The sequence below is a fragment of the Phycisphaerae bacterium genome, from assembly GCA_041652575.1.
In the GTDB taxonomy this organism is placed as follows: domain Bacteria; phylum Planctomycetota; class Phycisphaerae; order Sedimentisphaerales; family UBA12454; genus UBA12454.
The window spans coordinates 68,034-89,488 of sequence record JBAZHC010000009.1; the positions used below are offsets into that span (position 1 = coordinate 68,034).

Here is a 21,455-nt window from a genome sequence, read left to right on the forward strand (position 1 = left end):
AGACTAATATCATTGACAATTGATGCTATAAAAGGTATACTTTAAAAATCGGTGGCTATGTTTTCAAAACATCTTAAATTCTATATTTTACTGGTTATTACCGTATTCCTCTATACGGAAGTGCATGCTTCGGATTATGCTTATTTCAATGTCAGGGACTATGGCGCGGCAGGTGACGGCATAGCGGATGACACCTCGGCAATTCAGGCCGCGATAAACGCGGTATCTGCGGCGGGGACAGGGGTGGTATTTGTTCCATACGGAACATATCGAATCACAAGCACTCTGCAGTTGAAGGCTCGTGTTTCCTTATTAGGCGATTCACAGGGCAGCGTCGGGGGGAGCATTATAAAAGCCGGCGGCAACCTGTCAGCGATGATTCAAACACTTCAGGACCAAGGTTCGTATCTGGCCATTGATGATTTAACTTTTGACGGTTCAGCCAATCAGGGTTACAGCGTTACCTGGGCATTGGATTTGGCAGACTTTCTTGCCAGCCGAATCGGTTCGGTGAAAATCTTCAATATTAACGGCGGCGGAATCTGGTCGCGCAGCTCAGGTACCGGGCCAAGCTGGGTTAACTGGTTCATAGATTCGGAGATATACATTACCGGGAATAATTATGCCCTTCGGTTGGGATCAAGCGATTCTTTTATAAAGGGGCTTTATGTCAATGGCGGGCTGGGCCTTTATGAAGACGAGAACTCAGGCAATGTATATCGGGATTGCATCGTTGAAAATTGTGTATATGGTTTAATTGTGCAAACACCCGGCGGCAGTAATAACTTTATATCCGTTGTAAACAGCAGATTCAGGAATAACACGTACGGGGTATATTTTAATTACACAAGCGCTTTTCAAACTTATGCAACCATTCAGAATTGTGAGTTCGAGAACAATTCATCTGCGGACGTGTATCTGAAAAATGCCAACCATATCAGTCTGGTTGAAAACAAGTTTAAAACGGCCAATCCTTCGCTGGGGCAAAATATTTATATGACCGGTGATGTGGATTATATTTCAGCGGTCGATAACTGGTTTGCCGGGAGCAGTCAGGCAATGACAGGCTCTAATTCGTGTTCTGTTAACAACAAGTTTTCTGTTGCTATGTGGCCGCCGTTATTTGAAGCTGAAAGCAGGAACTTCGTCGATCCTCTTAATCCCAATGTAATAAATGTCAAAGATTACGGGACAGTCGGTAACGGGACGCATGATGATGCCCCTAATATTCAGAACGCCATAAACGCGGCACAGCCGGGCGATGTGGTTTATTTTCCAAAGGGCAAATATGCGATTTATTCAACCATTAATCTTACCAAAAGCGGAATCACACTTTTGGGTGACGGTAAGTCACTGAATTATCATACTCGTATACAGGTCCGTGCGAACCTGACATCTATGTTCAATACTCCATCCGCTGTCAGCGATGTTACGATAGCAAATATGTGCCTTTATGGTACTTCAAGTACCGGTCCCTATACTGTTGGATGTGCCTTGTATCTGGATAAGGCAACGAATTTTGTGATAGACCGTGTAAACATAAATACTGTAACAGGAGACGGGATTTATTTAGGCGGCGATAATAATTTAATCGCAAACTGCATCTTAGGTGCCGATGGATGGCAGGTGATAATTACCGGTACCGGTAATATAATAAATTCCAGTTATGTTGCATGCGGAGATGACGGTTCCGGAGTACAAATAAGCGGCCCCGGCGGAAATCAGATATTGAACACGCACATTGACCGTAGCTATGAGGCAGGAATCCGATTCGTAAATCCGTCATCAAATCCTGCCAGTACCCTGATTTATAACTGTTATATGGATATTAATAAAATCGCGATTGATTTTGACTATGCTGCTACGCAAAATGCCAACGTGCAGATTAAGGCCTGTGTATTTCGTACCAACCCCACCACTATAAACATTAAGAATGCCCATGGTATTACAATTGAAGGCTGCACATCCGCCCAGGGAACAGTACCTGTTTTTTTGATGACATCCGGCAATGTTGATTACCTGATTTTCTCGGCTAACCAATTTCTCGGTTCGGTTTATGTGCCGGGCAGCCATTCGGTAGTAAGGGGCAATGGCGGATATGTCACCGGGGGCCTCGGCAGTATTACAGTGCCGGCGGCGCCGACAAACTTAAATGCCGATGTCAATGATGGAACGGTGGTTCTTGATTGGAATGATAATCAGGAGATTTATTTGTCGCATTATAATGTGTACCGTGCGTTATCTTCCGGGGGGCCTTATATGTGGATTGCCACCGATGTCGCAGACAGCGCATATATTGATTACGATACAGACGGTGAAATCTGCTATTACGCAGTAACCGCCGTCGATGAGACCAATAATGAATCAAATTATTCACAGGAAATTATGGTCGACTGCAATCCCAATGCGGATTTTAATGGTGATGGAATAGTAGATTTTGAAGACTTTGCGACTTTAGCCATTCAATGGCATCAGTTGCCCGGTGTTCCTTCTGCCGACATAACGCCGGCTAACGGCGGCGATAACTTCGTGGATATGTTAGATTTGAAAGTCCTTGCGGAACAATGGCTGCAGCCGTAATTAGTTTGCCTTCCTCGTGTTTAATGCCTGAACAATGTAAATTAAAGCATAAATAGCAGGATAACATTTTATCCAGCCTTGCTTGTTGTAATTCGCAATAACAAGTTTTTTTCTTTATTCACATGAAATCTTACATATACTCAGGTACATTGTATGAACACTAAGCTTCAAATTGGAAGGGTCTTCGATGAAGTATCTATTTGTCACGTTGACAATGGTTTTTATTGTAAACAGTGCGGCAATTTCCGGAGATTCGAAGGTGAAGAGCCAACTGGCCGGGCAGGATGAGATTCTTCGTACCGATATTACCGGAGACGGCAACATCGATATTATCGAGCGGTACTGTAATGGGAAAAGGGTGCGATGGTTTGACGAAAACGGCAATATGTCGGCATCTGACACAAATGGAGACATGACAGGAGATTGTCTGCAAATCGATATGGATGATGACGGGTTTTATGACGGGTCATCTGATGTTACGGTAAAGTGGGTCGATACGAACAAGGATGGGCGGGCAGACTGGCAGTTTTATGTGAGAAATCCTGTCCCGAATCAAGGCAAAAACACAGGCGGGAAAGCGGTTTTTATGGCGTTCGAGGACGTCGATGGTGACGGAGTGATGCATTATATTGACTGGCGAACATTCACTCTCGAAAGTTGGGCAAATCAGGGGGCACAGTTTTTCCCTGATTACAACGGCAATTCGCTTTTCATCAAAACACATGTAGCTCCGCATGCGTTGAAAAACATTCAATATAACTGGGAAAATCCTTTTGCGTTTTATGATTTTGATGACGACGGCTGTAGTGAAATGTGTATTAGAATGACGGACAAACTTCCTCCTGATGGAACAATCAATGATGTGCACATCGGTTTTGACATTGATAATGACAGCCAGGCAGGTAATGAAACAGATTATGACTTTACTTTATATTTCACTGGTGGAGAACTGGATTATAGTTCGAAATTTCACTCCATACCGGGATTGAAAGCTTCCGATTGGGCGCTGCCGTATTTTCAGCATCAGGAATGGCGTACTATTGATGAATTATCGTACATTGAACATAATGAGTGTTTCGAGGCGACTTTTAATACGGATTGGAAAACCTGCTGGTTTGTTTTTGATGAAGATGATGACGATCACAGGTGGGAGCGGGTTGAAATGTATCAGCCCAGAGACCCTTACACGCTAAGAGTCGGCGGTTTATCTCACCATATCCAAAGCGATATACTTGGCGATCGGGGGGAATTCGACTCCGATAACAGCGGAAAAGGACAGCTTTATTTCAGCCCATGGGATGGCAGAGTACATTTATATGGAGCTGAGTGGGGAGCATGGACAGTTGACAGCAATGCCCAGTATCATAACGGAATCAATGCGGGCCAGGCGACATCGGCAAAAACTCCGGAAAAAGTCGGAGAAGTAGTGCATTATAGAGATACAAACGGCAACGGTTTTTTTGACTTGATTGAATGGGATTTTGACGGTGACAGGCAAACGGATTGTTTTGTGTCACTGCTGAAATACGGCAGTGATGAGCGGCCGCTGCTTGATACAGACAAAGCAGGATGGAGCGGTATCAATAAGGCATTTACGCAACAAGCCAAAAAATCATGGCGTCAGGCATACGATTTATACGCAGTGTGCCGGGCCAGAGGTCTGGTCGATGCGAATATGAGTGAAATAGCATCGCCGGCTTCAGTATGGCAGAAATATTCAGACGGGGCCAAGCTCAAAGAAAAGCTGTTTTGGATGATAGACTCAAAACTCAGAGACAGACCTGAGAAACGTGCTGTTCTGCAAAAATACTTTTTCACAGCGGATTTTGAAAAACTGTCTGAATTTGTCAGGACAGTGGAGTTTACAGATTTCAGGAAGGGCGACACTGTTGAGTTTGTTTTGGAAAATCCGCTTAAAGTAAGCAGAAAAAATGAATTAATAACAATCCCATTCGGTGAACTAAAGGGAATCGATTCGGCATCGTACAGCGTGAAGCGGGAAGAACGAGTACTGCCTTGCCAGCTTGCCGATTTCGATTTCGACGGGATAAATGACGCGGTGGTTTTTCTTGTCGATTTGGATGCCGAAGAGACTGTTACCGTGAGAATAGAAAATGCAACTGCGAACGACCAGGTATCGGCAAAGATGACGCACGCTGAATTATCTGTTCGTGCTCTGTTACCCGAAGCAATGGGCAGCGGTAAGCTGGTCGATGAGGGATGTTTCATATCGAAAAAAATAATGGTGAGACGCGGTGATAAGAAAAGCTCTGATTACCGTTTTGAAGGGCCTTTGATAGAGAGCGACAAAATCGGGTATCGTTTGTACTGGGATAATCGCGGAGCTATCGATGCGTATGGCAAGACGAATCAGGCTTTTATAGGCGATGCACATACGGCGAAAAAAAGCCATCATACTATGCAGCCGTGGGGCAGAGATATCCTGCATAACGGTATCGCTTTAGGCGCAGGCGGGCTGGGAGTCGGTATTGACAATAAACGATTTAGTCCGTCATCCGCTGATTATGGCGAAATAGTGGTCGGCAATATGGGGCCGATATTCAGCAGCTATCGAATGATATATAAAGGGATCGACTATGAGGGAAAGAAATATGATATGACCTGGGATATAGCCATCTGGGCCGGGCAGCATGCGATGATGCACGATGTAACAATCACAAAAGGCGGTAAATGTCAGCTTCTTGCGGCTCTGACTAATCATTCCGATATGAATGATGTTACAATGAAAGATGCATTGAATAACAAAGGCAAATTTGACTACGTGGCGACATTTGGGAAGCAGGTTTTTGCGGATGCTAACAAAAAATTAGCCAAAAAAAGTACCGAGAAAATGGGATTAGGATTATTATGGGAAAGAGGACAACTAAAGGAATTAAAGAGCAGCGACGTTGAATTCGAGGCTGTTTTTAAACTCGCAGAACATATTACTTATTACTCATTTGCCACTTATAATGGTGAAAAAGAACAGTCGATAGATAGCGATGAGGATTTTTATTCTTATGTAGACAGACTGGCCGCTTCGAAGGCAAATCCTGTCATCATCAAATCCGGCTCAAAGATAATTTCACAATAAAATCAGGCTGCATCTATTGTTTTGAGAGCGGCAATTCAATATCAGGCTTTATCTGATTCTGCCGGCGGCAACTGTCTATACCAGAAAAAATAAAGTCCAATCATTGATATCACAAAAATAATGGAAGTTACGGTAACAGCATACCACTGACGAATCATCATCTGCATCGGCAGAAAGAGGATGCTTATAAACCAGCCAAAGGCGAAAGGTATTGAGATGATGTCGTAAAAATGTTCGTGTTTCGCGGCGGCCCTGAATTCCGGCCCAAAAGCATTTTTAAGCGGTCCCCAAAAACCGAAAGGCCTTGTGATTCTATAAAAATTACTTAATACTTTCGGGTCTGTCGGTTTGGTAATATAAGTTCCAATAATTGAACCTGCCAAACCCAGGACAAGGATATAGGCAAATTGATTCCATTCGAGCATGTTTTTCAAAACAAGTCTTTGTATAATTGCACCAACAAGCCCAACGATAGTACCTATGGCATATCCGCCGGCATTGAATCGGTGCCAGTAAAATCTCAATACTAAAGGCCATGCAGTACCTGCCGCAAGTCCGCCCATTACCCAGCCCCATATATCATTAATGCTTCGAGTAGTGTAAGCCATGGCAAAACCAATAATAACCAGCAGCAGACCAAAAAGGTAACTTATATAAATAAGCTCTTTATTCGAAGCTTTCGGACGAATATACGCCTGCCAGATATCGCGGGTTAAAAAGCCGGTGGCCATATTGATGATGGCGTTGAAAGTTGACATTGCCGCTGCAAGCAGAGCGACAATAATCAAACCCCTTAAACCCATCGGCACGTCATTGAGCAGCACGGCAGGTAAAATTCTTTCCGGATTGATAGTCCCGCTGCTGTTTAAAAGCATTAGCCTTGTGGCGAAATCCTGGCCGAAAATACCTTTGAGTCCGTTTATCAAATCCGGCGAATAAGCGGAGGGATTATTTATGATGTTTGCGGTTATTTCCTCCCATCTATAATCAGGCACATTTCCCAAATGGGATTTAATGAGTTCCGCAGCGGCAGTCAAAGTTGACTGGTCGGGAAACAGATTTTTAACAAGCAGCAGGCCGAGCATCGCAAAACCCATCATCAGGGGCCAGCGGAAAGCCATAAGCCAGCCGCAGGTGAAATTGAGAAGTCCACAATCACGATCGCTTCGTGCACCAAAAGATTTAGGATCCGCTCCGGATCCAAGTCCTGTAAACATAATCTTGAAAAGGAAATATGCGCCTACGAGCATCAGGGGACTGTAAACTTCATAGCCGGTGGGCATTTCAGTTTTCCAGTGCGGAAAACTCGAAACCCAATTGGAATTGCCGGTAACGCCTTCGCTCAGGACGGTTAAATCCATACCGGCAGTTTTTACGACCGCAAGAATAGTGATGAAAATTACCGCTATCCAAATGCAGAAGGACTGAAAAATATCCGTTACGATTACGCCATAAAAACCTGCTTCCATTGTATATAGAACAGTTACTATTAGCATTATTATCGAACAGGTGATTGGCGAAAACGGCAGGAACATCGAGAGGAACAATCCTGCACCCTTAAAGGAATAAGCGAGCAGGCCGAGAGCCAGGCCGACCATACCAAGAACAGAGGAGATTCTTGCAAATTTCGCCCATCCATCATTGCCAAAACGGAAAATAATCCATTCAGCTCCGGTCAAGACGCCGCTGCGTCTATGCCATTTTGCGGTAAATAAGAGAATGAAAATAAGGATAAGGCAGCCGCCGCCTCTGAATCCTTCGATATACATTGCACGCGGGCCGAGCAGGTATAGGAAAGAAACTATTACCATTGTGCCTGTCATATCAATCCATGCGGCCATCGAAGACATACCTAAAGCCCACCAGGGCATTTTTCTTCCGCCGAGGAAATAATCTTCCATACTTGCAGAGGCGCGTTTGCGCAGCACCTGGCCAATCGCCACGAGCACGAGCATATATATGACTATTATTGAGTAATCGAGCAGATTTAAATATCTCATTTTTTCTCCATATTATTTTATAATTCTGAGAACTTCTTCAAAACTGTTGCAGAAACTGTGACATAAGGCGATGGTTCCGCTTTTTTTTATGTTTCCGCCGCCAAAACCTATAACTGGGAATCCCGCAAGCCTGATGGAACAAACGCCTGCGGCGCTGTCTTCTATGCCGACTACGTGACTGCTTTCTTCCGGTCCAAGGCCAAGTCCGATTCTGCAAACTTCACTATAAAGCCATGGATGCGGTTTTGGCGACAATTCACCCAGCGTGCCCGGCTCGCCTTTTCTAAGCGGAAATCCGGCCGTAATGATTGCATCATAGAAATCTTTCGGATCGCCCATCTTCAAAGTTCTGAATGCGGAAAGAATTTCGGGCCAGGCCTTTTCGTAAAGCCCGGAGGTTACGAGGCCTATTTTAATTCCCATGGATTTTAACTCGTTAAGAAATTCCCTGAGGCCCGGTGAAGGTGTAAAGGCACCTTCTTTGCCTCTGCCTTCCAGAATCTCATTCATTTCATAATTAGTATGTTTGAAATAATATTTTCTGGCCTCTTCGACCGTTTTAGCGGGGCAGTATTTTCGGATGCAGTATTGCAGATGTTCGGATACGCTGTGGCCTGATACAAAAGGCAGGTCCGCATCTTCAAGGCGAAACCCCGGATTATTAAGCAGGTTTGCCGTTGTTTTTTCAATTATCCAAATCCAGAAATTTTCACTTTGCACACTCGTGCCGTCGAGATCCATAAGTATGGCTTTGACAGGTTTTTCCAGTTTGACTTCGTTTACCGGATAGTAGGCAGGATAACCCAGTGCGGATTTGACATAGGCTAAACTGTGGCTGCCAAAACTAATGAATTCAACTTTTCTATCGCCGGTTGCGACAATGCATTTAACGCCGTTTTCACCGGTTCTGAACCGGCCATCGCCTGATGCTTCCAGCTTAATCATTCCGGAACTATGCGGTATATCTCCGATAGACGCTATTGTTGCCAGATTGCTCATTGCTGCTCCTGAAAAATATCAATATTTAAAACTGTAAAAAACCGGTTACTATTTCGGTTGAAAGTCCTGAACACCAGGTTTTTCCTTTGCAATTTTTTCATGGTAATCGTGATCAATAACTTTGCCGTCATCACTAAAATCTTTTTTGGCGGTACGTAAATCTCTGAAGAGATGAATAGCGTCCTTTATGCCTCCAATTGCCAGCCAGACGGCAATCATCAAAGACATACTCATTGTGAACCATAACATGTAGTAGTGGTAATTCTTCCACTGCTGGTCTGTAAATTCGAACAAAAAAGCCAAAGCAGTGATTCCCGCGAAAACTGAAAACAAAAGTAAAGTGTGGACAATGGAAATACCATAAATAAGCTTGTCTCCTCGTGTGAAATCTTTAGTAATTCCGAAAGCTCTCTTAATTGAGAACTTACTGTGGCTCTCTATCGATATGTCAGACTCATTTTCACTTGCAATTCTGTACTGGCCCCGGTGAAGCATTTTTTCCAGATTAAAATGGGTCCGCTTGCCAATCAATGAAAATACGGTATAAAGACTTACAGCGATAAGCATGGCGAAAAAATAAATCTCCTGTCCCGTGAGGAAGAAATTCTTACCATACCAGGTCATCCAAAGCTGGTCACAAATCATACCGGTTGTGGCCAAAACTGAGCCGCTGATAAGGGCCGCATAAGCGCCGGCAGTATTACCCCACTTTGTGTAAAGTCCGCCGATAATAACCGCGCCAATGCCGCCAAGCCAAATCGCTCCGGTAAGTGCCAGAAAATAAAAGATGTGTTGTGTCTGACGGAAAAAACTGCTGAAAAGACAGATAAATACGCCCACGAACAGAATCGACAGCCGTAATGCCCAGATATGCTGTCTGCTTGTAAAAGGTTTTTTACGCAGCGGTACGATTATATCTTGTACGAATATGGAGCCCCATGAATGCAGATAGGTATCGAACGTACATATGGAGGCGGCAAACATCACCGCCGCAAAAGCTCCCATTAAACCGATCGGCATATAAACTGTCATTGTCATTGGTACGAGCATCTGGTCACGAATTTGTTCATTTTGAATAGTGCTGATCATCTGATTTACCTGTTGAGCCTGCGTGGTATAATCCGGATGATGCATTATCATATATGCAACGAGAGGTATAAGGAAAAGGGCGTACATGAGCCCCCATCCGCGAATGCCGCCAAGCACACCGGCCATTTTAGCCTCGTGAGGTGATTTAGCAGAGCAGTTATAACCCTGTGAACCCTGCCATGACAGCCGATTAAAAATGAGTCCTATGATGCCAATAATGAAATACCATGGATTGAAATCAGTTTTTCCCGCATCGAATGGATTTATCAGCGATTTGCCTTTTTCAGCTACCATAAGGGTATCGAAAACATCCTTGAGCGAGAATTTTACCAGCAGTATGACAAGAATTACTGCCAGCACGATATTGCAGAAGAATGACTGGGAGAAATCTGTAATCAATATCGCTATCTGTCCTCCGATAAATGTAAAGTACAGGGCGATACCTACCAGAATGATTATTAGTGTATGATAGGTAGACAAGGTAACCCCTGCCAGTTCATAGCTTTCGGGTAAACCACAATAATAGAGAAAGAAGTTTGCGCTGACAGCGGGAAAAATACCGAAATTGATAATACCGGAAACCCAGCAGATTATTCCTGCGAAGATTCTGAAGTTTCGGCTGTAGCGAATTTCAAAAAACTGGGCTATCGTCAAAACGCGTGTTTCACGATAACGGTATATTACCCATCCGGTCAGGGCCACTATCATTCCTACCGGTATTCCGAGGTTTCCCCACCATCCTGCGGCAAAGCCTATTTTGTAATTCATCTGCCACATAGCCAATATCGATATCGTGCCGAGGGTAGACATACCTTCTGCCATTGTCAGCAGATATCGCCCGGCGCAGCGGTTGGCAGCCAGAAAGTCAACTGTTGATTGAGTGTATTTTTTTGTGGCATAAGCCATAACAATGAAGAAAATTGCCACGGCAAAAACAACTGCCCAATCAATCCAGTAAAAATTCATATGTTCTCCGTTAGATGTAAATGATTCAATAATTACCTGCAGTTGCACATCATAGAAAAATGCTGCGAGGAAATCCACATTAACTTTGGTTCCTCGCAGCGTTAATATTTTACGTTAAATTCCCAAATATTTTATTGGTGCGTACCGGCATCGTTTGTCCATGAGCAGGCATCGACACCGTGCTGTGTGTTCATACTATCACCAGCAGCATTGCTCCATGCATACCATCCGTTGCTGTTCCAATTTCTTGACCATATATATCCATCCGATTGCGGAATAAATACTGTTACGACACCTGTATCACGACTGGTCGCACCTGGGTCTCCACAATTTAGGCCTGCGCCACCAAGATTGGTTATATCAGTCCAACCCAAGCCTAACCATGCTTTATGCTTAAGCCTTCCGTCAGCTTCACGCCAGAAGACATCAAGAATATTTTTGTCTCTGGCACAGACGGCAGGAGAACCGATCATCGAATGGCCATGGTCATACCAACTGCCCCAACTGCCGTTATCATACGCTATCTGCACCAGAGTTCCATCGGTGCTTCTTGCAAATACATCGATTCGGCCGGGTCCCCATGATGTTGCTGCGGGATCCGATGCTATAGAGCCGCCGCGGTTGACCCAATCGCCCCAGCCGTCATCTACCGTCCACTTTTTATGAAGCAGATGGTTGTTCGTGTCGCGGGCAAAGAGGTCTATTCGGTCGCTATTCATAGCACAAGCGCTTGGGCCGCCAACTATGGAGTTGCCGTCAAACGCTACCCACGTATCACTCCAGCTGCCATTGTAAAACTTACGATATATTTGTCCGTCACCGCCCGTAACATAAAGGCTGATTTTCTCAGGCGATCTTGATATGGCGGCGGGATCGCCTACTGTCCCAACGTCAGGCTTGCCAAGATATTGCCAATTGCTCCAATCGTCATTGCCGATTTTGTGCTTGCAATTAATATTACCTTGTTGGCCTCCGCGTACGAAAATATCATGTCGAGTTTCTCTATCTAGTGCGTTTACGCCCAGATTGGCGCCGACTTCGCGGTTTTCTGAAGGGCTGTTAAGAATCTGTGCGTCGCCTCCGTTCTTTCGTACCATACAGGTTGAGCCGCCGCCGTCGAGGTTCATGGCATTGTGCGCTCCGAAATCTTTCATCCAATAAGACATATCCAGAATTGTCGCTCCCATGCTGTAGCCCGGCTGACGACCATCAACGACGCACATAATCAGAAAACGTCCATCCTGTGATATTCCAACGCTGGTGCGAGGGTCAGCAGTATCATTGGCTCCATAACAACCGCCATTGGTCAGGTGCCATGCATCGCCGGCGACAGCGGTGTAGACGCCGGATGGATTACCGCTTGCATCGACTATGCTCGCCTCGTTGTCGCTTGTGACACGCAACTGGATGGGATAGGACGACGAATGAGAAGAAATTACCGAGCCGGCTCTCATCAATAATCCATTAACATTGGCATGAACACCGTCAAGATTCACAAAGAAATTGGCGTTGATTGCTGCTTCAAGACTCTGACCCGTTAGGAACTGGGACGGGGTCTTCAAATCTGTTTCTCCTGTTGCATCGCCATTGGTATTTGTAGCCCGAAGGGATATATCCGGATTGTCAAGGTCGATTCGAATCGCATAGGCCCTCATCAGCCGGGGGGAAGTATCCGAGCCTGTCGCATACCAGACACCGTCATAAATGTAACTCCAATCGCTGATGACACGTGCTGCCGATGCAGTATCTGCCCAAACAGCAAACAGCGATAACAAAATCACAACCATTAGAAATGTTACTACTTTTTTCATAGAGCCTCCTTTAGTGCCTTTGGCACAAACTAAAAAGTTTACTCTGAGTCAGAACGCTCAGACTCATGACTTAAGGTGAGGACACAACTATGCAGAATAACTCGTGAGTAAATATTCATGGCCGCTACTGTAATGCAAAAGTATTTTGTGTCAATCAAAAAATCTAAATTATGTAAGACATAATTTGTGTAAATAGACCTGAATATCTTACCAAAAAGAGCGTATTTTCCCATATTGTTGGCTTGTAAGTCTTGAATTTACGGCAAATAAGCGAGGATAGTGGCGGCGGGTTATATTTGTTGTAATTAATTATTTTTAAAGGTGTTATGTAAAAATATTAATAGTTTTTGCCTGCCATTTTACGTAAACTGTCGAGCATTTCATAAAAATTGTCAAATGGCTGTATTTTTGCTTGACAAAAATATGTGCCATTGATACTATCTATATCGTAAAGATGTAAAAAAATTAAAAGGCTGGATGAGACGATGGCAGTTGATGCTTTTGAAAATCAGTGTGAAAAAGTTTACTCCGAAATCATACGCATGCTCCACAAGGAAGGTTGCCGTAACGGAGACCGAATTCCACCTGAAAGAGAATTCGTCGAGAGATTTCGAGTAAGCAGACCGACGGTAAGCAAGGCCTTAACGCGTCTTATTGCCGAAGGTGTGTTGTGTAAAGAAGCCGGTAAAAAAGGCACCTTTCTATCTTCGGCCAATGGCATAGACGCTACTCATAGGGACTCCGGTAAGTTTGCATCAGGCCATGTATCCAGCAAAGTCTTGAAATATGTAGTCCCCGGCAACTGGGGCAAGTTCCCGGTAAGCCATGGGGTTATGGAAGGGATATATTCGGTCGGCTCAAAACTTGGCTTTCATACCCAATTGGAGTTTGTTTCAGACGAATCTGATTGGGCCAATAAAATAGTTAAATCTGCGGGCTACGAATGTGTTGGTTTGGTTATATGGGGCTATGATTTCGAGCTAAGCGACAGCATTTACGAGACGCTGGATAATTCCGGCATAACCTATGTGTTTGTTGATTCCATGCCCGAAGGAAGAGATGTGCATTTCGTCGGAACTGACAATGTAAAAGGCGCAGGCAAAACGGTGGATTACCTCGTTTCGCTTGGCCATAAGAAAATATCTTATATAACAGAAGATGCCAGAAAGGGCAGTATAAGAGACCGTTTGACGGGTTTTATATCAGGTTTGATCAATCATGATATCGAGATTGGCCCTCGTTCGGTGATTAAGATCGACGAAAATGATGAGTCGTCATTTAATGAGCGGATTCGTTCGTTATTTGAGACTGATCCATCGCAGAGGCCCACGGCTGTTTTTGCAAGTCATGACAGATTTCTTGTCAAGTTATGTTCGTTTTTAAATGAACTTGGCATCAAATATCCCAATGATATTTCACTGGTGGGGTATGATGATATTGACATCAGTTCACGTATGCCGGTTCCATTGACTACTATTCACCAGGATTTTTACAAAATGGGTCAGATAGCCACTGAGATCATAGTGGACTCTTATTCCAAAAAAACCAATCAGAGACGCCAGAAAATTATGCTGGAACCGCAATTGGTCATACGTGAATCTGCAGCTTCAATTAAATAAAAACTTTAATGAAAAAAGGAATTGGCATGAAGAATCGAAAGAGAAGATTGGGGTTTACCTTAGTGGAACTGCTTGTGGTAATTTCAGTTATTGCAATGCTTCTGGCGATTTTAATGCCGGCATTAAGTAGCGCGAGAAATACAGCGAAAGTTGTCATGTGCTCCGCTAATATCAAACAACTGGGGTATCTTATTCCCGTATACCGTGCGGATAATGATAATGAGGTTCCTAAAATAGCTCAAAAGTATTACGAATTAGCCAAGTACGCTTATTTGTCGGCAGCCTTTAAAAATTATATACCGGAACTTCGAAATTGTCCGATGGACTTCACATTAGATTGGGTTCCAAGCCAGTATGAAACATACGCGACAAAATATGTGCCAAAATATTTTGTTTGTCCATTTGCAACGAGCGGCAAACCTAAAATCGACCGTCAAAGTGATGGTGCAATAGAACTGAATGGTCAAAGAGTAGGTCTCTATAAGAGAGTAGGCAGTGACGATAGCTATGTGACTGAAAAATTTAAGATAATAAAGGACACAATAACGACGCAGTCTGGCTGGTGGGGCGGGCACCCATTAGGCGAGCCGTATGGGTTGCCGGAATATGGAGTAATGAATTGGGTTAATCCACAAGATATAGGCAAAATTAAAACAAATGGCGGTACATCGCTTTGGACATGGGAAAATAGTATTAGACCTACGAAATGGGATGCAACTCAGGTTAAAAGTGTAGGCGCAGCAAGCCTTTCAGATGTTATTGTTCTGATGTGTGACCGTGGACAGCACTGCGGACGCGTTAGCCAAACAAATTCAATTAATAATTATGGGTCGCACAAAAAACAGGGTAAAGGCGGTACAAACGTTCTTTTCGGTGATCTTCATGCCGGATGGGTGAATGGTCATCGTATAGGTTGGTAATGGTAATAATAAGTCTTTTTGGAGTACAAGTGTATGAGTGAAGCAGGTGCAGTGAGATAAAGGGAATCGATAATAGGTGTGTTGCTTAAAGATGTCAGGACCCGGAAAGATTACTGCTAAATTTTAATACTTTTTTACGGAGGTGTGAGATGAAGAAGAAGTTAACAGTGTTTTTTTTAATGGCTTGCCTGATGGCAGGCACGGCGTTTGGAGTCGAGAATTACTGGACCGGCGCTGCCGGTGACGGTGACTGGATGACGGCAGGCAACTGGGGAAATGGAACCACGACACCGGTCGGGACACTGCCCGGGACAACAACGGATCGTGCCAACATTAATGTGGCAGGAGCAATTGTTAATATTTCTGCCAGTTCTTCCGCAAGTGCGCAGCAGCTTGATGTCGCTTACAGTAAAAATCCTATAACGCTGAATGTCTATGGAGAGTTGGACGTTGTAGTGAATTTCAGGGTCGGCGGCCAGACAGCTCTATCGAATGGCTTCATGAACGTCGATGGAGGAACTGTAACGGCCAATTACACAGGCGGCATAGCAGCAACAACCGGTGTTTGTTATGTAGGCCGCGCGGGACTTGGTACATTGACTATCACAAATGGTGGATTTGTTGACATCCATAACGCACTTTGGACATCGGGCCCGACTGCAACAGAGTCGGCAGGATATGGTAATATTTTTCTCGTTGATGGCACATTGCATGCCAATGGATGGAGAGCATATAACGCGACATCTACAACTGGTGTTGACGCTGCCAGAGGTGCACGTGACCGTTTCCAGATGGATATTACCGGCGGCAAGCTGCTTCTTAACAACGACCGTCTTACCCAGATGTATGATTTTGCCAATAGCGGCATACTTACCGGATACGGCGAAGCCGGTTATGGCGTCGGTCACAATCTCCAGATTCGACTTGTGGAAGCTTATGACCCATTTGATGGTACGTTTAAAACGATGACGGAAGTAACAGCGATTCCGGAGCCGGCGACTATAATGCTGCTTAGCATGGGTTCATTGATTCTTGTTAGAAGAAAAAAATAATTTCAATGCCGTGAGTTTCTGTGAGTAATACAAATAACATATTTTTTTGTATAACAGGCTTTGTTGCAGCTGACAGGGACGGAGTGTAACTGGATTTAATGTTGAATGATGTGGTCGGTCCATACGGGCCGACTCATCTTTAAAAGTGGTTTTGTAATGGAAGGGCGTAAAAATGAAAAAATTGTGCTTGGCAATAATGTTTGTAAGCAGTCTTTTTGCTTTTAACTGCCTGGGGCAAACATGGGACATTAAAGCAGACTTCCCTGCTGCGTCAGGTTTTACAATTCCGTACAATGGCTGGACCATTGGCACAGAAATAGTGACATCTTCCCTCTATGCCGAAGGTGACTATGATTTCGATACTTTCTCGCAAGACATTTTTGATGCAAATGTGAACAAAGTGATATACAAGCTTGGCAGCAGCAGCTTAACGGCCGATCCTAATATTCATGCTTTTATCAATCGTTCGGCTTTGAATTTTGGTTCTTACACGGCAGTGCTTGCATACGGTTCGGATGGCTGCGTAGCTCTGAGGTCATATATTGATTCCAATGATCCACAACTTGTCACAGAGCGTTATGACAGCTATCTCCGCTGGACTGCGCCTGCGACAGGCAAGTACTATATTCAAATGGGCATTATGTTCAATTCTTACACAGTAAAGGTTACTTTCTCTATCAATGGCAAGCCATTGGAAGGATACCAGGACATTGAAAGTCTTATCGGCGTAAATGCACAAAGAATAAACTGGTTCCAGCCCAGTTACCAGCTTACCGCAGGCGATGTTGTTGAGATGCGTTTGCAGGCGGCAGGTACTGAAGCTGATTGGAAAACTTCCCGTGTTTTTGGCGTGATAGTTCCTGCACCTGAATATATTGTTCAGGATTCGTTTGAAGACCCGGCATTACCGGGCTGGGTAGGAGCGGTTGGCGGGGGCGTAGTTACCACCGATTATGTTCGCAGCGGAACTTACGCAGTTGAATTTCCATGGGGAAACGCCTCAGATTATCGTCGTATGACGCTCAAGCCGTTTGCGGGAGCTTCTGACGGCCGCGATCTTGAGCTGAAGATACGATTTTACGAGATGCCGACATATCTAACGCAATACAACGGCAACGTTTCTCCCGGCCTTACGGCAATCGATTCTAAAGGTTCTGTAATACGAGTGTCGGACACGAAAGGTGTGTATACGACAATACAAGTATTGGCATCCAATCACCAGTTGGCTTGGACCAGCCCATCTGCTGGCGGCGGCTGGAATTCTCCGCCAGCACCGTATGCTCGCGTTTGGGCGGAACCAGGCTGGAATGAATTCAGAGCGACCGTTAACAGCCAGGGCCATGTTACGATGTATATGAACGATATACCTGCCGCTTTCAATCCTTTAATGAACGGCTTTCGTGATATCATCATCGGCCAGTGGAAGGGTAAAGACTATGAAGGGCCTAACGTAAGGACTATATTTGACGATCTGGAGGTCAAGGCATTAGCACGCGATGAAGATAAAGTTGGGAGTCTGCCGGTCGAGGATCCTAATATAGTGAAATTAAATAATATTTTATTTTTGCCGGCCGATCTGGATAGAAATTACCGGGTTGAGTTTAAAGACCTTGCGATTATTGGTCAAAACTGGCTTGCTGAAAATGATACGGATTACGCAGTTGGCTCCGACATATTTTTTAATATGGAATATGGTAATTTAAGAGGTGCAGTGGATAACGGCGGCTGGGGCCGCAGTGGTGCTGGGTTTGTTACTCACAGCGTCTCCCGCAGCGGCAATGAGGCTTTGAGCATTCCCAAGGGAAGATACGGCCGTTTGTGGAGAGAGTTCTGGGCGTTCAACAATAACAATTGTACTGTAACAGCCTGGCTGTATTATCCTGCAAACACATATGTCGGACCGCTGGAAATCAATCTTCTGGAAGAGACTTATAGCGGCGACGCTCTTCTCCGTGTTTACGCGGGTTATGCGTACGACCCAGAAAATCCGGGTTTAGGCACCAACGTCGTGAAAACAACTCAGGGCGGTAGCGGGACCTGGGTCGATAGTACGGCAGTTGTAAATACCGGCTGGAATAAGGTGCAGTTTGTTCTTACACCGGAAAACGGAACCGATGTTTATTTCAATAATACCCTGATTCGTAATTTTACACCTGCTGAATTTCCCGGGACAAGTGTGATAATGATCGGCAAGGGTTATTACTACGATAATGTATTTCCTGATAAGGGAGTCATCATTTTCGATGACGTAAGTGTATTTAACAACGTCTCGGGCGTAGCCCAGGGCGATCCGGACGCGATATATCCTGCCGGAGAGTTTAATTTGGATGAACAGGTCGATTTTCTGGATATGGCTGAAATTGCCGGAGCCTGGCTGGAAGCATCGTTTTTGTCCATCAATCAATTTTAATTGAGTAATTGTTTTGACGTATTGAGCAGGGAGAATATATTAAATTCTCCCTGTTCTTCTTTGAGAACAGAATTGATGTGCAAAATATACATCATAGTGATTGCAATCCTGGTTTCTGAGTGTGTAAATGCTCACGTTATTTTTGATTTTAAAGACGATATGCAGGGCTGGTCACGCTATAACGACTCAATGATTCTTTCGCATGAAGACAATTGTCTTGTGGTGAGATATCAGGAGCCAGGCGGCGAATGGTATCCCATCATTCAGAGGCCTTCGCTAAGTTACGATGCTGCAGGACATGAAGAGATATCATTGAAAGTTACGGCGTATAAAATTCCTGCCGAGGGCATGCTATGCCGATTTCTTTACTGGAATTCAGACGGATACGGCGTCGGTTATTTTAATATCTATCCAGGTCAAAGCATAGTCCGTTTTAATGCATCTGAAGTTTACAACAGCGGACAATACTATGAAGGTACAATCAATAAGATCAGGTTCGATATGCCTAAGGCGCCTACATTAAGCTATTCCGACCTTAGCGAAGCGGAAATACGTATTGACTGGATTGCGGCTACCAATAACGACGAGTTTGTCGCCGCAGATGAGAAGGGGCAGTTCATAGTGGTTAATTTCTCCACTACCGGCCCAGTTGTAAATCAGGCTCTTTTTGACGATTTGAAAACAAAACTTCCGAATCATCCGCAGGCAAAGATAAAAGCGGGTGCAAGCCGTATGATTAGGTTAATGGAGAATCCTGACGCAACAAATGCTTTAACCGGACTTAGAATATTTTTAGAACTTGCAGAACTGAATAACGTGCCGATAGTAGTACAAATCGATATCGAAAACTGGTGGACGAACAGACAGGATTTGTGGAACTGGTGGGATTCGTCAATGTCCGGTTATAATCCGAATAATCGCAATAATGTCGAATGGTATGGCTGGGGATCGCAAAACGCTATCAAGATATCCTGGCGTAATTGGGGCAGTCTGCTGAGAGTCAAACCGGCCCCGAATCTTATGAGTCCTCAATATCGCGCCGAGGTTCATAGGTTATATGAGTTGGCGCTTCCGGTCATTGTGCAATGGTGGAATAATCTTCCAGCCGGAAAAAAGGATCTTTTTATAGGGCTCAAAGTCGGGTGGGAAAGTTCAATAGGTTTAAACAGCTTCTATTATCCGAACGGCAATTATTATTATGAAAACTGGCCTACTGATTCGTCTCATGATCCGACTTACAGCGTCAATGGTACGTTACCGCCGGCTTATGGCGTACAGCAGATAGGATATGCGGCGCTGACTTCTGCGGGAATCAAGACTTCAGGATCAATAACCGAATCTGACCTTGCACGCGTAACGGGAATGCACTTGACCGATCTTGCGATGAAAGCCAATGAATTGGGGATTCCGAGGGACAAGATATTTACTCATAGCTGGCATTTCAAAAACAGCGGCACGAATATGCTGGCCGCGGTTAATAATTATTCCAATCCCGGATGGTCATATTATACTAATAATAACAGCGGCATTCGAAATCTTGACGCAGATATAAATAACGCTATTAATAATTCCAACGCGTCCTGTTGGGCTGTGTCTGAAACTCTTTTTCAGGGTTCTGATACGACTTCAGCATGGCAGACTTTTTTCGAAAATAATCTGGATACAAGATGTAAATTCATAAATTTATTCAATTGGGACAATATAACAGAAAGCCAGGTAAGGCTTAACGCAATTAGAAATCTGCAGAACGAATACACGGAGTCTTTTTCATTGCAAAATGCTGTGGATTCGACAGCTGAAGGTGGCACCATAACCGTTCCCAGAGGTTATTATTATGAAAATATACAATGGCAGGGCAAATCGCTAACCATAGTCTCCGAAGACCAGAATGATTGGGATGTAGTATTTGATACGGTCATCGATGCCGGTAGTTTGGGCAGTGCTTTTGATATTCAAAATGCAGGGAAAACTGTGACCATAAAAGGAATTACCATAAAAAACGGCCAGGGAATAAATGGCGGGGCGATCAACTGCATAGGTGGCAATCTCAATATTGAAAACTGCCGGATATATGATTGCACTACCAGAGATTTCGGCGGCGGGTTATATCTTCAGGGTGCCGAAGTAAATATCAAAAATTGTCTGTTGTTCGACAATGTTTCAGTGTACGGCGGTGCGGTTTATGCCAGCAATAGCGATGTTAATATTATAAACTCTACATTTACAGGGAATCATACTACGAATAAGGGCACTGCAATCCGTGCTAACAGCGGAACAAATATCAAATTGCATAATTCAATTCTATGCAATAACCAGCCAGAGTTTTTATGCCAGGCAGGAATCAGGGATTCTGCTGCTGTGATCAATTTTTGCAATATTCAGAACGGCCAGTCCAGTATTTTGCTTGAGGGAGCCGGCAATCTGATGTGGGGTCCCGGCAATGTGGATAAAGATGCCGGTTTCGTCGATGCCGAGAAAGACGATTATCATTTGCGGTCAATTTCCGGCCGCAGCGTTACTTTCGGCACAGGTCTGCTGGCGGATGATTCCACAAGCCAGATGATCGACGCCGGATGCCCTGGCGATATTCCTGCTGATGAGCCTCTTTCCGTTGACAACAAAAGAATAGATATGGGATCATACGGGGGAACAAATGCGGCATCCGTAACTCCTGCCGGTTTTGGTCTATTATCGGATATTGATAATGACGGGTTGGTCAATTTTTCTGATTACGCGTTGCTGACCCAATTCTGGCTCTCTTCTGATGAAGATAGTATCTGTGTTGACCTGACAAGAGACGGACAGATAGATATTGAAGATATTGCTGAGACAGTTCAGGAATGGCTGGCCGTCAGCGGTGCGAACTGATAAAATAATTACATTATAGGATTTTAACAATATGAATGGCGGACAAT

The 21,455-nt window shown here is 44.4% G+C and carries 11 protein-coding genes; 7 read left to right on the forward strand and 4 right to left on the reverse strand.

What is annotated here, in order from left to right; all coding sequences use genetic code 11:
* Positions 1–57 precede the first annotated feature (57 nt).
* Both WC496_08105 and WC496_08110 read left to right on the forward strand, forming a co-directional pair.
* Positions 58–2,580, forward strand: coding sequence for a glycosyl hydrolase family 28-related protein (locus WC496_08105; GenBank protein MFA5292980.1), 2,523 nt, complete (start codon positions 58–60; stop codon positions 2,578–2,580).
* Positions 2,581–2,767: 187 nt separating this feature from the next.
* Entirely contained in the window at positions 2,768–5,674 is a 2,907-nt protein-coding gene (locus WC496_08110; protein ID MFA5292981.1) for a DUF4861 family protein, read from the forward strand.
* A gap of 41 nt (positions 5,675–5,715) precedes the next feature.
* Here WC496_08110 and WC496_08115 read toward each other — a convergent pair whose 3' ends face one another.
* The 4 genes from WC496_08115 to WC496_08130 form a co-directional block, all read right to left on the reverse strand.
* Positions 5,716–7,674 (reverse strand): sodium:solute symporter, encoded by a 1,959-nt coding sequence (locus WC496_08115; GenBank protein MFA5292982.1) that lies wholly within the window; start codon positions 7,672–7,674, stop codon positions 5,716–5,718.
* 12 nt (positions 7,675–7,686) lie between these two features.
* The gene (locus tag WC496_08120) at positions 7,687–8,673 is read right to left on the reverse strand and encodes an HAD family phosphatase (protein ID MFA5292983.1); all 987 of its coding nucleotides are present in this window, start codon (positions 8,671–8,673) and stop codon (positions 7,687–7,689) included.
* 48 nt (positions 8,674–8,721) lie between these two features.
* On the reverse strand, positions 8,722–10,728 hold the full coding sequence (locus WC496_08125; GenBank protein ID MFA5292984.1) for a sodium:solute symporter: 2,007 nt from the start codon (positions 10,726–10,728) through the stop codon (positions 8,722–8,724).
* Positions 10,729–10,859: 131 nt separating this feature from the next.
* Positions 10,860–12,539, reverse strand: a complete 1,680-nt coding sequence (locus tag WC496_08130; protein ID MFA5292985.1) for a phosphodiester glycosidase family protein — start codon at positions 12,537–12,539, stop codon at positions 10,860–10,862.
* A 485-nt stretch (positions 12,540–13,024) separates the two neighbouring features.
* Between WC496_08130 and WC496_08135 the strand changes: the two genes are divergently transcribed.
* The 5 genes from WC496_08135 (at position 13,025) to WC496_08155 (ending at position 21,408) form a co-directional block, all read left to right on the forward strand.
* The gene (locus tag WC496_08135; protein ID MFA5292986.1) at positions 13,025–14,158 is read left to right on the forward strand and encodes a GntR family transcriptional regulator; all 1,134 of its coding nucleotides are present in this window, start codon (positions 13,025–13,027) and stop codon (positions 14,156–14,158) included.
* A gap of 8 nt (positions 14,159–14,166) precedes the next feature.
* Entirely contained in the window at positions 14,167–15,078 is a 912-nt protein-coding gene (locus WC496_08140) for a type II secretion system protein (protein MFA5292987.1), read from the forward strand.
* A gap of 149 nt (positions 15,079–15,227) precedes the next feature.
* Positions 15,228–16,130, forward strand: coding sequence for a PEP-CTERM sorting domain-containing protein (locus tag WC496_08145; protein MFA5292988.1), 903 nt, complete (start codon positions 15,228–15,230; stop codon positions 16,128–16,130).
* A 172-nt stretch (positions 16,131–16,302) separates the two neighbouring features.
* Positions 16,303–18,540 carry a hypothetical protein gene (locus tag WC496_08150; GenBank protein ID MFA5292989.1) on the forward strand — a complete coding sequence of 746 codons (2,238 nt, stop codon included), beginning with the start codon at positions 16,303–16,305 and terminating at the stop codon, positions 18,538–18,540.
* Between the two features lie 75 nt (positions 18,541–18,615).
* Positions 18,616–21,408: a dockerin type I domain-containing protein gene (locus WC496_08155; GenBank protein MFA5292990.1), complete on the forward strand. Its 2,793-nt coding sequence runs from the start codon at positions 18,616–18,618 to the stop codon at positions 21,406–21,408.
* The last annotated feature ends 47 nt before the right edge of the window (positions 21,409–21,455 follow it).

Bases quoted from the DNA above. Each gene is read 5' to 3' on its own strand.
- WC496_08135 (MFA5292986.1), top strand. From the start codon at position 13,025: ATGGCAGTTGATGCTTTTGAAAATCAGTGTGAAAAAGTTTACTCCGAA.
- WC496_08145 (MFA5292988.1), top strand. From the start codon at position 15,228: ATGAAGAAGAAGTTAACAGTGTTTTTTTTAATGGCTTGCCTGATGGCA.
- WC496_08155 (MFA5292990.1), top strand. From the start codon at position 18,616: ATGTGCAAAATATACATCATAGTGATTGCAATCCTGGTTTCTGAGTGT.
- WC496_08130 (MFA5292985.1), bottom strand. From the start codon at position 12,539: ATGAAAAAAGTAGTAACATTTCTAATGGTTGTGATTTTGTTATCGCTG.
- WC496_08115 (MFA5292982.1), bottom strand. From the start codon at position 7,674: ATGAGATATTTAAATCTGCTCGATTACTCAATAATAGTCATATATATG.
- WC496_08120 (MFA5292983.1), bottom strand. From the start codon at position 8,673: ATGAGCAATCTGGCAACAATAGCGTCTATCGGAGATATACCGCATAGT.
- WC496_08105 (MFA5292980.1), top strand. From the start codon at position 58: ATGTTTTCAAAACATCTTAAATTCTATATTTTACTGGTTATTACCGTA.
- WC496_08125 (MFA5292984.1), bottom strand. From the start codon at position 10,728: ATGAATTTTTACTGGATTGATTGGGCAGTTGTTTTTGCCGTGGCAATT.
- WC496_08110 (MFA5292981.1), top strand. From the start codon at position 2,768: ATGAAGTATCTATTTGTCACGTTGACAATGGTTTTTATTGTAAACAGT.
- WC496_08140 (MFA5292987.1), top strand. From the start codon at position 14,167: ATGAAAAAAGGAATTGGCATGAAGAATCGAAAGAGAAGATTGGGGTTT.
- WC496_08150 (MFA5292989.1), top strand. From the start codon at position 16,303: ATGAAAAAATTGTGCTTGGCAATAATGTTTGTAAGCAGTCTTTTTGCT.